Genomic DNA, 14192 nt, shown 5'->3' on the forward strand with positions numbered 1-14192 from the left:
TATAGAGCCGCTCTTACCAAACTCTTACAGAAATATTCTTTACAAAGGAGACATCAGGTTGTGCGAGGTAACTGTCAAAAACCATAAATCCAGAATATTTCAAAATATCGCGTCATCAGAGGACAAACTTCGAGAATGAAACATAATTTACAAATATTACCTTATACGCCTCTTTGAATTTTTTTCCAAATTAATTATAATTGATTTGGAATCCATTATACTAAGGAGGGGTCCTAATTGAACCGGAAAACTTATTGCGTGCTCACGATCATCTGCTTGCTGGTATTTAGTCTGCAAGCCATATGCTTCGCAGAAGCACCTGCCAGGCTCCCGAACGTTAAGATTCTTGCCACCGGCGGCACCATTGCCGGCTCTGGCGCAACAAGCACTACGACGGTAGGTTACACTGCTGCGGTGGCGCCTGTTGATGCTTTGATCAACAATGTACCTGAGTTAAAAAAGATTGCGAATGTCAGCGGCGAACAGGTAGCCCAAATTGCCAGCGAAAACATGACCAATGAAGTTTGGCTTACTCTTGCTAAACGTGTTAATCAGTTACTTGCTCAAGATGATGTAGACGGCATTGTCATTACTCACGGTACCGATACATTAGAAGAAACGGCCTATTTCCTTAACTTAGTCGTAAAAAGCAATAAACCGGTGGTTGTTGTGGGTTCCATGCGTCCGCCCACAGCTATGAGCGCCGACGGCATGCTCAACCTCTACCGTGCTACCATTCTTGCAGGCAGCAAAGAAGCGGTTGGCAAAGGTGTCCTGGTTATGCTGAACGATACCATTCATGCCAGCCGGGATGTAACCAAAACAATTACTGACCGCGTCGATACCTTTAGAGCTCCGGAAATCGGCCCCCTTGGCTTTTTCACCGGGGATAAGCCGGAATTTTACCGGGCTCCGTTACGCAAGCACACTACCGATACCGAATTTGATATCAGCAGACTAAATGCTCTGCCACGGGTTGATATTGTTTACCACTATGCCAACAATACCGGCGTTGTGATAGAAGCTCTCACCCAGGCAGGCGTAAAGGGCATTGTCCATGCCGGTACCGGTAACGGCAGCATTGGCAAAGCCGAGTATCCGGCCATTGAAGCCGCCCAGAAAAAAGGCGTAGTCATCGTTAGAAGCGCCCGTGTCGGCAACGGTATTGTTGCCCGTAACGGTGAAGCCAATGATGACAAATACAATTTTGTCGCCGGCGACAACCTGAACCCGCAGAAAGCCCGCATCCTTTTAATGCTGGCACTAACCAAGACCAATAACCCGCAAGACATTCAAAGAATGTTCCGGGAATATTAAAAAACGGCAAGAGCTCCGGATAACCCGGAGCTCTTGCCGTTTTTTCAACCATTCATCACTGTGCCTGCTTTTTATTGCGGAACTGAACAGGCGTCATACCAAATTTTTCCTTGAAAAGTCTGTTGAAATGCTCCACATTGGGATAACCCACGCTGTCGGCAATGGTCTCAACTGTCATGTTGCCGTTTTTGAGCAGGGTACAGGCCTTTTTCATACGGACATTTCTTACAATTCCACCAAAAGTGTCCCCTGATTTCTCTTTGATATATTTAGACAGATAGGGAGGGGTCAGGTGCATATGGCGGGAAAGCTCCTCCAAAGTGACTGTCAAGTAATTGGTCTGAACATAATTCATGATTTCATCAATTCTCTCATCCTGGGACTTGCCTTCGTCCTGTATTTCCTCCAGGCGATTGACGGCCACCACCAGGGCGTTAATCGAAGATTTGATTATGTCATCGTCAATGCCGACACCCCAATATAGCTTGTTGCGATAGCTAACGCCAACATAGGACACTGCTTTCGAGGAGGAACCGCGGGAAAGGGCATGCTCTTCGTAAACCGTCAATTCATAGTGAATGTCAAAGTGTTGTTTAAGCGCATTACTGACGGCATCCAAACGCCCGTTGCCATGGCCGATAATGGTTCTGACCTGGCCGTTATGCCGGATGCTGATCTGGGCCACAATACCGTCAAGTTGTTTGAAGTAGCATTCGTCAACAGAAAACCAGGGTGTATTATTTATATATTTATCCTCAAATATCTGATATACCCACTGCGGTGATAACTCCTTGTGCTCACGGTCGGAAACATCCTTGACGGCATAGCCGACTTCTTCCTTCATCTGCGCGGGAATGCTCATGCCGTAATGCTGTTTGAGTATATAGCCGACGCCGCCTTTGCCTGACTGGCTGTTAATCCGGATGACATCCGAATCATACTGCCGTCCCACATCCTTCGGGTCGATGGGGAGATAAGGAACCGACCAGGCAGCACTGCTTTTTTCCTCGCGATGCTGCATACCCTTAGCAATAGCATCCTGGTGCGAGCCGGAAAAAGCAGTGAATACCAGTTCGCCGGCATACGGCTGGCGGGCAGGTACCTGCATTCTGGTCAACAGCTCATACTTCTGGCATATTTCCGGCATATTGCTGAAGTCCAGCCCGGGGTCAACACCATGGGAGAAGAGATTCATCGCCAGGGTGATAATATCCACATTGCCTGTTCTCTCGCCGTTGCCAAACAGGGTTCCCTCAATTCTTTCAGCGCCCGCAAGCAGGCCGAATTCAGCGTCGCAGACACCGCAGCCCCTGTCATTGTGAGGATGCAGACACAAAATAACGGCATCCCGGTATTTAAGGTGCTTGTTCATGAATTCCACCTGTCCGGCAAATACGTGCGGCATGGCATTCTCCACCGTTGTGGGCAGATTGATGATAGCCTTCCTGGCAGGTGTCGGCTGCCACACATCCAATACGGCATTGCATATTTCGAGGGCGTAGTCCACTTCTGTCCCGGGAAAGCTCTCTGGACTGTACTGAAAAGAAAAGTTGCCGGTTGTTTCATTAGCCAACTGCTTCAATAATGCTGCACCGTCAACCGCGATCTGTTTGATCTCTTCCTTGCTTTTGCCGAATACCTGCTCCCGCTGGGCGACAGAAGTGGAGTTATACAGGTGAATTACCGCATGCGGCGCACCCTTAACCGCGTCAAAGGTTTTTCTGATAATATGCTCCCGCGCCTGGGTCAGCACCTGGATGGTAACATCAGCGGGAATCATATTTTTCTCAATTAATGTCCTGATGAAGTTGTATTCGGTCTCCGATGCTGCCGGGAAGCCCACCTCTATTTCCTTAAAGCCAATCTTAACCAGCATGGCAAAAAACTCTAATTTCTCTTCCAGGCTCATTGGCTCAATCAGCGCCTGGTTCCCGTCCCGCAAATCAACACTGCACCAGCTTGGCGGTTTATCGATATGATCTTTTTTTACCCAGTCATAGGATACTACCGGCGGCATAAAATACGCCCGCTCATACTTTTGAAAATTTTTCATTATATATCCTCCATTCTGATGCGGCATACGCAAAAAGAGCTTTCGTCTCATAATCATAACGATTATAGAGACGAAAGCTCACAGCTCCCGCGGTACCACTCTACTTCATGCGTAACACACTCTTATCGGCACATTTCATGCCTATCCCGGTAACGGTGGATACCGTCACAGCCTACTTAATTTTCAGCCGGAAGCTCCCAGGCGAGTTCACCGCATTGCTCATACTGTTTCGCATCAACCAACAGCTTTCTGAAATCACGTTGCGGCTACTGTTCCTTTTCATAGCTTTTCAAAAGGGTTTATGTACTTTTTATCATACTTGATTACTAATTGAATAATATCACACCTGATTAAGTTTGTGCAGTGATAAATTTAATCAGTTTTATTGATGTTATTTAACATTTTCTCAATATTATATCTAAAAACCGCACCGCACTTTACATTTTTTCTATTATTACAGGACTTATGTATCAATACCATAGGCAAAACAGAGAACAGGATTTTGTATTACAGTTTGATTAAAGAAGCAAAATGAGCGTCCCTTCGCTTCTTTATATTATCTTTGTCGTTCAAAATCATCAGTTGATTTTACAACCTTCATACCTGCTAATTTGAAATTAGCCAAGGCTTCCTCAGCAATGGCGGGAAAATCAGGACTGCCGGGCGTTGGCTTGACAGGAGACATACAATCTTCAAGGATATAAATTTTACTTTCTTTATACCCATAGAAAGTATCAGGGACACGCTTTTGCTCATGTTGAATGGATTTAAGCATATCTTCAAGTGTCGCTTTTACACAATGGCTTGATGCTTCTCCCGCAACGTATATACGGTCAAAACCCATCAGATCTGTCATCAGATTCTCATCAAAGTTTCCCACAATCTTCAGTGAACCATCTTTAAAGTAAAGATTTGGGATTTCGGGTGATAATACACTGTAATTTTCCGTCCAGGGGCTTTCCCCTTTGATAACCCATTTTATTTCCTTACCTCTCATTAAAGAGTAAAAAAATAGCATTTCATACAGCATTGGGACTACCGCATTATCAACAGAACCTTTCTGAGTGTGATACTCCCAGGTAATTAGAATGTATTTTTTACTTTTCTCCAGCTGTTCAAGATAGCTTTCAATGAGCTCAATCGGAATCCACTCCGCATATGGTCTCCACTTTTTCTCTTTAACATTTTCTAATGTAATAATCGTAAACGGATCAGGGCTTTCATTTTGATCGTTAACCCAAAATCCCGGTGTATGTATTTGAAATACTGTGTGAGTATCAAGAGATACCAGAATTTCGTCAATCCGTTCAAGATTATGGTAGATAAAATCACAAATTCGTTCTATATCTTTTTCAGCCCCGTCAACGTATAGACTTGCACCAGGGATGCAAAATCCCACCTGCGGATCAATCAAAAAGAGAGCTATCATTTCACTATCTTCGACTGGTTTGAATTCCTTATGAAGTTCCTGTGCCTCTTTTTGGATGAGATTATATCTGGGCAAGTATAAATTTCCGGCACGATCAGGCGAATAAAAGCTTGGCCTTTTCATTATAATCAACCCCTTTTTCAATTATATCATCGGATAAGTTCCAATTCCGGGTTAGTGCAGGCACAACGGCCAATTTTAGCTAGATTGTGCCAATCGTTACCAACCTTAATTCTTACGATGTCGGCCGTAAAATCATTGTTAGTTTCAGGCGAATTTTCAATTAAACTGGACCCTACACCATAGAAGTCTACAGGCACATCTTTCTCCTCAAACTCTCTGATTTTCTTTACGTTGAAACCCCCGGTAGCGAAAATTTTAACATCTTTACAGTATTCTTTAGCAAGCTCAAGATACTCTGCCGGAACATTCCATTCCAGATAAGCGTTATCGAGTCCTTCTCTGATGTTCCAGACCAATTTAGGAGATACCCCCATATCAAGTGATTTATTTCCTGTCGGAACAATCGACTTGTCTCTCATGGTTGCGGAGGTATCTGGACGCACTCCGAATAATTTATATTGCCTGGCTTCTTCCAGGTTCCCATTTTGGTATAGTTCCAAGTATTTATCCCACAATCTTTTCATAACTTTTTTAGATTCACCAACACAGTCATTATGAAAGTCTACTAAGGCAATGCGGTTTATCGCAGGATGTAAGAGCCTGGCAAATTGATACATCGCCTCTGCGGTATCTCCGCAAAAGCTTGCAATAGTAGAGTGTGAAATAGTTCCGACTCCACTACCCGACCAATAAGCTGCACCACTATCAGTAGATACAAAAGCACCATTTTTCTTGCCGTATTTTTTATTATAAGCATCAATCCCCAGCGAATAAGCATAACCATGCAGCGCCTGGATTTTATATGGAGTGAACCGGGCCGGGAAAAACAAGACTTCTTTGTTACGCGCGGCTACTAAAGTATTAAATACATTGGTGGCAATTCTTGTAGGTTCAGCTATAGCTCCCAGCATAACGGTTTCTAATTTTGCGAAGTAGCGATGGTTTCCCCGCACTTTAATCACAGGAACTACCTGCTTTGGATCTCCGTCATAGGTCACAAATGTACCATCTTGTACTGCTTCAACCTCAAGTTCATCATATGTATTTACAAATTGGCCATTTTCGGCATAATATCCGGCACATTGTTTCAGGATTGCCAGTGCTTCATCAACCCCGGCAACAACACTAAATGGGCGGCGGCGAGTAAAAAATTGCATTTCAACCTCAATGTTCCCAGTACAAATTACTGAACAATCTATGTCTTTGAGGTCACTTTCTCCCTGAAAATGGTACTTTTCAGCAGCCAGTTTCTCGAGTAGTTCTACGTTGTTACAAAAATATTTATCAGAATACCAACCCTGGCGGATACGTTCCGCATCAATCAGAAATAATTCTTCAGGTAGTCGTTTGTTATTGAATATGCTCATAATAACTCCCTCCAATTCTTTATCCTTATTCCCATTTCATTTTTCGCGAAAGAAGTTGATAGAAGGTTTCATTGCTGAGCCGAATCAAATTAGTCACAGTAGACGCTTTATTAATGATAATACAATCATCATTTTCCAGTTCAATATCCACTTGCCCATCTGCCGAAAGCAGAAGTCCCTTATGATATGATTTGACCGCGATTTTAATTTCTTTGCTGTCACAAGCTATCATCGATCTTACGTTAAGTAAGTGAGAACAGATAGGAGTAATTACATTGATTCCAAGATCAGGCGGAATAATTGCACCTCCGGCTGATATGGAGTAGCCGGTGCTGCCGGTAGCTGTGCTTATGATGATTCCGTCTGCTGGAAAGGTCCCTACATAATCCCCGCCGATATGGGTTCTGAGTCTTACCAGTTTAGCTATAGCTCCTTTGACAACTATATCGTTAAGAGCAGTGCAGTACGCAACATTTCTCTTGCATCGATATACCTGTGCCTCTAAGCGTTTACGTTTATCGATGGTAAATTGATTATTTAGAATCAAAGTAATCGCCTCAATTACCTTGGGAAGGTTATATTCCATTCCGGTTAAGAAACCTAAGTGTCCGATATTAATCCCGAATATAGGAATTTCCCCTACATATCTGGCTGAACCTAATACTGTGCCATCCCCCCCTAAAGAAAGGACTATATCTAATTCGGGAAGGGGATTATTGAAATTCAGTAGTTCGGCGCTGCTTCCCTGGTTCTCGATATGTCTTATGATAGTCTCAATAGCAGAGGTTTTGAGTCCTTTAGAGCTATTGAGCACAATGCCGACCTTCAATAAAATACACCTCGCCTTCTTTTGAACAAATTGCGATTTACTGGTCTTCTACCCAATCAGGATTGAACCGAAATAATCTGGCTGGCTTATAAGGCTTACCGGATTCCCATTCATCTGTCTCGATTACCATCTTTTTCTGTTTCTCCATTTTATCCCGGAAATTTCTGCTGTAGATAACTTTCCCGGTGATTACTTCATACAACTTCTTTAGCTCAGTTAAGGTGAACATTTCCGGCATTAGAGAAAAAGCAATGTCAGTATATTCTACTTTGTTCTTTAACCGTTCAAGAGCATAAAAGATAATTGTGGCGTGGTCGAAGGCAAGCCCTGAAGGATTATCCACATATTCAAGGTCAATTTTAGAAGTTCTTCCTTCCATCTTCTTAGTAACAATTACAGTATCTTTTATTTCGTTCTCACTATTTACCAGGGAAAGTTCATATGTTGTTTTGCGGATATAACCTGCTTTTATTTGAGTTTTTACTTCTTCAAGAAGTGTGATTTTTACATCAAACCAACAGGCATCTTCAGCATCGTCTCCGGCTTTTATGTTTAGTTTAGAACTATCTACAAGTGCCATATAGGAAGTGCTGATAACTCTGCGGCGAAGGTCGCGGTAAACCTTGCCCCAAGTGTACAGCTGTTCCATATAAACATCAGAAATATTAGTTTCTTCCCGCAACTCCCGGATTGCCGCTGCATCAAGGTCTTCATAATAATTAACAAAGCCACCCGGCAAGGCCCATTTCCCTTTATAAGGATCGGTTATATCAACAACAAGAGGGTCGCCCTTACGTTTAATAAGCAGAACCCGTAAAACTTTATCCGGAACAGACCGGGCTTTAGTTTCAACATCTACAGCTGTCAAAATTATCATATCTACGGTCGCAGACGGTTTTTTATATTTGCTGTCATCATACTCTTTAAGAAATTCTTTTGATTCGTTCATTATTAACCTCCTGTATTTCTAAAAAGTATAGTTATCGTAGATTGTTATCGGTGGTTTTGCCTTATGGTCGCCCTTCAAATAAAAGGCATAAATCTTATCAAATACTTCATCGCAAACTTCTTTTCCGGTTAGAAAGTCCTCGATGTCCTGGTAAGTAAACCCAAGCTCATCCTCGTCAGGTCTACAAGGGGTATTGTCCAAAAGGTCCGGGGAAGGAGTTTTTTTATAAAACCTGTCAGGAGAATCCAGATTTTTAAGCAATTCTGCACCTTGGAATTTAGTTAATCCGAATAGCGGCAGGATGTCAGCGGCTCCATCTCCGAATTTAGTAAAAAAACGGGTACAGTTTTCAGATGCGTGATCAGTTCCCAGTACCGCAAGACTCTTCATTCCAGCTACCGCATATTGAGCCACCATGCGAATCCGGGCTTTTACATTACCTTTATGATAATCTGTAAGAATTTCACCTGTAGCTCGTTCATATTCGTGGCAAAAAGCATCGACGACAGGCTTGATATCAAAGTTGAACACATTGTCCGGTTTAATAAAATCAATAGCGAGTTCAACATCTTCTGCATCTTTTTGCTCTCCATAAGGAAGCTTCATAGCGATAAATTTTTTTCCCTCCACGCTTACAGCTGTTTGAGCCAGTTTGCCGGACAGCGTCGAGTCTTGCCCGCCAGATAACCCGAGAACAAATCCTTTAAGCCCGGTTTTCTGCAAAAAAGACCGTAAAAACTTGACTCGCTCACAAATTTCCCGGCCTGGGTTAATCTCCGGGAGAGATTTTACTTCCTCAATGATTTTTTGTTGAATGTCTTTGTTGTAACCCATTATAATCTTTCCTTTCCTCTTTTTAGTAAACATTATTGTTTCTGATATACCAGTACACAGCTTCGGGAAGCAAATACCGGGGGTCTGCACCGCTTTTAAATTCTGCTCTTATGTAACTGGAACTAATTTCGTTTACTATTCCTTTATAAATTAGGCTAAAGTTCCTATGATACTTGCGGAGCATGGGGGATTTGGCGATTATCTCACCCATAGGAATGTTTTGACGTTCAATCACGATAAACTTAGTAGACTGAATAAATTTTTCTCCATAAGTCCAATTAGGTAACTCTGCTAAAAGATCGGCGCCCATTAGAAAAAACAGTTCATCGCCCGGATACTTTTCGCGAAAATGTTCCATAGTAAAATAGCTATATTGTTTGCCGGCAACAGCCTTCATTTCGTAAGCATCAATCTCGAATATGTTGCTGTCAGCCACAGCTAATCTGAGCATTTCCATCCGATGGCGATCTGCTACCTCGATATTCTTATCTGATCGTTTGGATGAGGAAGGAAGCAAAATAACCTTATCTAATTCTTCTCTTTGGGCGATCGTGTTTGCTGACCAAAGATGCCCATTCGTTGGAGGATTGAATGAAGAACCATAAATCCCTATTCTCATTAGACTCACCTTACTTATTAGTATTATACTACTAAGTTCTTTTATACTTAGCAGTATAATACTAATAAGTGCATATTGCAAGCATTATTTTAAAATTATTGACGCTCCTGAAATACACAATGTGAACAGATCGCGGAACCGTTCGAAACTCATAAACAAAACCAGCCGGGAGAATTCTCCGGGCTGGTTTATTGCGTAGGACAAAGTAACAGTCCTCCGGTAGTATGTGCAGCATAACTGCTCCCTTGATAATCTTCTGCTGTGTTAACCTGTCTCTGTCTTTGGGTTTATGTGTTATGACTAAATATGCTGACCGGGTTCCGGATAATATGTAATCGTTAGGTAGCCGTTGTCGGGATTTTCCCGGATGTCGCAGCCTATTTCGTACACTGTGCGCACTAACTCCGGGGTAAGGATTTTGTTAGGCGGGCCACTTACCACAATTTCTCCGTCTTTTAAAACATAGAGCTTGGTACAGTACATAGCTGCCAGGCTAAGGTCATGCAACGCAGCCAATACACCAATTCCCAGGGATTTGACCGTGGCAAGCAGCTGCAGCTGGTACTTAATATCCAAAGACGAAGCAGAGGGGACATTCATTTTGCTTCGCATAAACCATACAGCGGAATTCACATCTTGGTGATAGATACCATAAAATAAAACAGACATAAGTATTTATGTGCACGTTTCCCTAAACAGGAGAAAGGAGATGAGCAAAATAGCGCTGCAAATTGAGCTACAGTCGACCGGCACGGTCATGGCTGGCAGCAATGTGCTTTTTGATACCATTGTGCACTCCGATGCGGATATTGGTTATGACAGTTCGACAGGCGTCATAACCTTTAATCAAACGGGAAGTTATGTAATCACTTGGTGGGTTGCCACCCAGTCATCCACTTCTCCGGAAACGGTTTTCGCCCTGTCCCCTTCTCTGGGAAATACTCTTGTGGGAAACTCGCCGCTAAAAACAGGAACGGTCTCCGGAACAGGTGTCATAGACGTAGCCGTACCTCCATTTACCCTTTCCCTGATTAACAGCAGCCTGACCACCTTCTATTATTCTGCCCAGGTTCCGTTGAAGGCAACACTAATAGCCGTTCGCAACGGCGGGACGGTGGATACCATGGGTTGCTTCGCAGTAGCCCAATTAACTCATATCCTGTCCCAGATGATAGCCGCATATTCTACCACTACATGGTCGGTTTTCTCCACTTCCCTGGCTTCTTATTCCGGAACGCCGCTAGACCTGTATACGTCTCCCCAGGCCACAGGCCCAGGGCTTTTACGGTTGGTGGACGCAAATGGCAACTACGAGGCGCTTTCCATTGCCCATATAACCGCCATTTATCCAGGCGCCGGAACAGTGTACGATCCAGCGTTTACCTTTCTTCCTCCGCCCGTTCCGCTGCCACCTGGCTGCGATACCACTCAAATAACAGCGATCCAATCCTATTTGCCCTTGGGTACTAGTGTCAACATCCGCCTAGGTCCCTCTGTATCTGCATCCGGCGATATCTATCGCAATGAATACGGTGTTTTGGTACTGTCTGATACCGACGGAAACACCCCGATAGTTATAGCCACGCCTCACATCCTGCGCATATTTACCGACACTGATCCTGCACTCTCTCTGGTAGCGCCAAAAAGTATTGGTACAAAGCCCAGCATTACTGTCATCAAGGAATAAAGAAGCAACCTAAAATCAGGTTTCATTAGCCCTTCTCTGCGGCGGGAATCACCTTGGAACGCGGAAACCATATCTGGACAAAACTGTGCATATTGCTCAAAGAGATTTACCTATATTTCCCCATATTCATTGCAATTTGAATAAATAAACAGCCGGATATATCAATATCTCGTCCGGCTGTTTATACTTCTTTTTAAAAAGGTTTTCCTGTAGTTAGCTGGTCTTCGCTTCTATTTGAGATAATCTTAGTGATTTGCAAACTAGTCAATGAACTCATTCCCTTGACACAATGACATATATTAATCCACTAATAATGCGCGTCATTATATGTCATTGTAATAGTCCACGTATTATTCTCATTTAGCGATAACTCAAATTCTAAATTCTCCTTTTCATAAAATTCATCAACACGTTCTCCTCTTGCCTTTATGTCTTTTTTCTTCCACCCTCTTTCTCTTAAAGACTGATCAAAATAATCCAAAACCTTTTGTGTTGACATTGGATATTTATAACAGCTAAAAATCCATCTTTTAATTATCTTTCTTTCTTGTCGGTGAAAAACCACTTCCGTTCCTTGTGGTTGCTGAATAGATTGATATTCTGCAATCAGCTTAATTTCACGACTTTTCCCATCTTCATTATTCCACACCCAATACCCCAATATGACTATTATTAAACATATCCCTAGTAGATTTATCTTCTTCATTATAACCTCTAACTAATTATCAAGATTAAATGTATTTTGCTCTTACTACCATGACACCGGCTCCAGCATTTGTAGCGCCTCCAGCTTCAGCTGTAACTATTGGTGGGAAGGAAATGGACGCTGAGACGCCGCCTTGAACAATTCCTTGAGCACTAAACCCAATACTAATTCCTTCCATTGCATTTCTCATGCTATCCCTATTAAAGGATTTACCAGCTCTATCTGCAACTATGCCCGTGGTAAGGTTCAATGTTGCTGGTAATACAGATCCTCCGGCACCAATCCCTATCAACTCAAATACATTACCAAATTTATCAACTGCAACACCAATCCTTCCTTGTATCAATTCGCCTCCATCAGCTGTTATAACAGTATATTGATTATTCGCAAAGGAGTCTCTAGTATCTTTAGTTACCATACTGTTTGACGAATAGGTAAACTTTCTTTTTCTTTTTAACTTACAAATTAGTAATCTCGTTCTATTTTAGGCCAGCTTACTATTTCGTGAATTTCTCACCCGCCTGTATACTACATTACTCTTCATCGTATTTCTTCTTCGCTTATATTTGTCACACATATATAATATCATATGCGTGACAAAAAAGGAGCGTCCGAAACCACTGAAAAAATCCCTGAAGCCTGTCATTTTATGGTATAATATGGATAAGGGAATTAATAAGCTAGGCGGTGGTTCGTATATTAAAACAACAGCCAAAGCAATTAAGCCTGTATTCCATATTGTACGACAAAATTTCGAACGACCATATTTTAAAAGTCATTAACAATGCTGTGGATCTAAGTTTTATCAACAAGCAGCTTGCCAGCTCATACAGCAAAGACTTAGGCCGTCCGGCTAAAGAACCGGAAATGATGGCCAGACTTCTCATCTTGCAGTATCTATACAATTTTTCGGATGTCCGTGTTATCGAAGAAACTCGCCTGAATTTAGCCTACATGTGGTTTGTGGGCATAAATCCCGAAGAAGAACTGCCCGACGCCAGCCTGTTGGCAAAATTCCGCACCCAAAGGCTAAAAGACACCAGTATTGATGACATCATCCAAGAAGTCGTCCGCCAGTGTGTGGACAAAGGAATCATTAAAGGGACCGGCGCTAGCATTGATGCTACCCATACCCTAGCCAACACCGTCAAAAAAATGCCCGAACGGGTCATGAAACATCTCGCCCGTAAAATCCTGCGCAATCTAGAAAAAGAAACAGGGTGTATTTCCCGACAAGGTGAATCCCGACATTCCCGAATATAAGGAAATCACCGATCCCAAAGAAGCCAAAGCCACCATGAAAGAGTATCTGGAAACCATGATGCAAGAAGTCGAAAACGCTATTGAGACTGCTTGCGCTCCAGAAACGGCAAAGGTTCTAGAAGAAACTAAAGAGATACTCAAAGATGAAAAATTCATCTTGCAAAAAGGGCTTCGTTCTCTCATCGACAAAGATGCGCGAGTTGGCTATAAAACGCAAACCGATAGTTTTTTCGGCTATAAAGTAGAATATATGATGATCCCCGAAGAAAGAATCATCACAGCGGTCAAAGTTTTTGACGGAGCCTATGTAGACGGCACTGACTTTGACGAACTTTACAATCGCACGAAAGCTTGCGGACTGACAATAAAGCAAGCCTATGGTGATAAAGCCTACTTTCGTAAAGCCATTTTGGATACCTTGAAAGAAGACCAAGTGGAAGCCATTATTCCCGTTAGTGCCAGCGTATATAAAATTGACGAAAACAAATTCAGCTATAACAAAGATAGTGACCAATGGATTTGTGAAATGGGCAATGTTACGGTTAAAAAAGTGTACTCAAAAACCCAAAAAGGCCATGAATGCTATCGGTACACCTTTGATAAAACAGTATGCCAACAATGTACAAAACGAGCTGAGTGTGCCGGTAAAGAGAGAGGCCCCAGAAAATATAGGGTCGGACTCCATGCTAGTGAATACTATGAATACAGTCAGGTAGCCCAGACCGACGCCTTTAAGGAAAAGTACAAAAAACGTGCCAGCCATGAATGGAAGAATGGGGAAATGAAACGATTTCATGGGCTAGACCGTGCCCGTGGGTATGGTCTAAAAAGTGTGAACCTGCAAGCTAAGTTGACGGCTTTGGCGGTTAATTTAAAAAGGATAGCAGCATTGGCAACTCCAATATTGCTATCCTTTACTTGCTTTTTCCTTAAAAGGCACGAGGGGGGCCATAATCAAGGCGGATTGCTAGCCTGACAATTTAAAAACTAGGGTTTTTCAGTGGTTTCGGACGGTC

12 protein-coding genes, 2 pseudogenes and 1 other annotated feature are annotated in these 14192 nt (G+C 42.7%); of the genes and pseudogenes, 3 read left to right on the plus strand and 11 right to left on the minus strand.

Translation table 11 applies throughout. From position 1 onward, the window contains the following. Positions 1-237: 237 nt before the first annotated feature. Positions 238-1317: a type II asparaginase gene (locus GT1_RS10455; protein ID WP_188398657.1), complete on the plus strand. Its 1080-nt coding sequence runs from the start codon at positions 238-240 to the stop codon at positions 1315-1317. A 55-nt stretch (positions 1318-1372) separates the two neighbouring features. Here GT1_RS10455 and GT1_RS22190 read toward each other — a convergent pair whose 3' ends face one another. The 9 genes and pseudogenes from GT1_RS22190 to GT1_RS10495 all read right to left on the minus strand — a co-directional run bounded on the left by GT1_RS22190 (position 1373) and on the right by GT1_RS10495 (position 10189). Further along, a complete protein-coding gene (locus tag GT1_RS22190) occupies positions 1373-1672 on the minus strand; it encodes an AraC family transcriptional regulator (protein WP_223226183.1) in 300 nt (99 codons plus the stop codon). A gap of 48 nt (positions 1673-1720) precedes the next feature. After that, positions 1721-3370 (minus strand): annotated as a pseudogene (locus GT1_RS10460) (2-isopropylmalate synthase); the annotation flags it as partial. Positions 3371-3433: 63 nt separating this feature from the next. Beyond that, positions 3434-3662 (minus strand) — a binding site (T-box leader). A 264-nt stretch (positions 3663-3926) separates the two neighbouring features. Then, positions 3927-4922, minus strand: a complete 996-nt coding sequence (locus GT1_RS10465; protein ID WP_188398659.1) for a nicotinamidase — start codon at positions 4920-4922, stop codon at positions 3927-3929. 26 nt (positions 4923-4948) lie between these two features. Beyond that, the gene (locus GT1_RS10470; protein ID WP_188398660.1) at positions 4949-6289 is read right to left on the minus strand and encodes a nicotinate phosphoribosyltransferase; all 1341 of its coding nucleotides are present in this window, start codon (positions 6287-6289) and stop codon (positions 4949-4951) included. Between the two features lie 25 nt (positions 6290-6314). Continuing rightward, on the minus strand, positions 6315-7118 hold the full coding sequence (locus GT1_RS10475) for an NAD(+)/NADH kinase (protein ID WP_188398661.1): 804 nt from the start codon (positions 7116-7118) through the stop codon (positions 6315-6317). A gap of 37 nt (positions 7119-7155) precedes the next feature. Further along, positions 7156-8067, minus strand: a complete 912-nt coding sequence (locus tag GT1_RS10480; protein ID WP_188398662.1) for an NUDIX domain-containing protein — start codon at positions 8065-8067, stop codon at positions 7156-7158. An 18-nt stretch (positions 8068-8085) separates the two neighbouring features. Continuing rightward, entirely contained in the window at positions 8086-8901 is an 816-nt protein-coding gene (gene nadE / locus GT1_RS10485; RefSeq protein ID WP_188398753.1) for an ammonia-dependent NAD(+) synthetase, read from the minus strand. Positions 8902-8923: 22 nt separating this feature from the next. After that, a complete protein-coding gene (nadD, locus tag GT1_RS10490) occupies positions 8924-9520 on the minus strand; it encodes a nicotinate (nicotinamide) nucleotide adenylyltransferase (RefSeq protein ID WP_188398663.1) in 597 nt (198 codons plus the stop codon). A 300-nt stretch (positions 9521-9820) separates the two neighbouring features. Further along, positions 9821-10189, minus strand: a complete 369-nt coding sequence (locus GT1_RS10495) for an ABC transporter ATP-binding protein (RefSeq protein WP_223226169.1) — start codon at positions 10187-10189, stop codon at positions 9821-9823. A 40-nt stretch (positions 10190-10229) separates the two neighbouring features. Here GT1_RS10495 and GT1_RS10500 point away from each other — a divergent pair, with 40 nt between their 5' ends. Then, the gene (locus tag GT1_RS10500) at positions 10230-11207 is read left to right on the plus strand and encodes a hypothetical protein (RefSeq protein WP_188398664.1); all 978 of its coding nucleotides are present in this window, start codon (positions 10230-10232) and stop codon (positions 11205-11207) included. A gap of 307 nt (positions 11208-11514) precedes the next feature. Here GT1_RS10500 and GT1_RS10505 read toward each other — a convergent pair whose 3' ends face one another. Both GT1_RS10505 and GT1_RS10510 read right to left on the minus strand, forming a co-directional pair. Further along, positions 11515-11856: a hypothetical protein gene (locus GT1_RS10505; protein ID WP_188398665.1), complete on the minus strand. Its 342-nt coding sequence runs from the start codon at positions 11854-11856 to the stop codon at positions 11515-11517. Positions 11857-11938: 82 nt separating this feature from the next. After that, positions 11939-12331 (minus strand): hypothetical protein, encoded by a 393-nt coding sequence (locus GT1_RS10510; protein WP_188398666.1) that lies wholly within the window; start codon positions 12329-12331, stop codon positions 11939-11941. A gap of 278 nt (positions 12332-12609) precedes the next feature. Here GT1_RS10510 and GT1_RS10515 point away from each other — a divergent pair. Next, positions 12610-14152 (plus strand): annotated as a pseudogene (locus GT1_RS10515) (IS1182 family transposase). Positions 14153-14192 lie beyond the last annotated feature (40 nt).

Source organism: Sporomusa sp. GT1, assembly GCF_014634905.1.
Taxonomy (GTDB): Bacteria; Bacillota; Negativicutes; order Sporomusales; family Sporomusaceae; genus Sporomusa; species Sporomusa sphaeroides.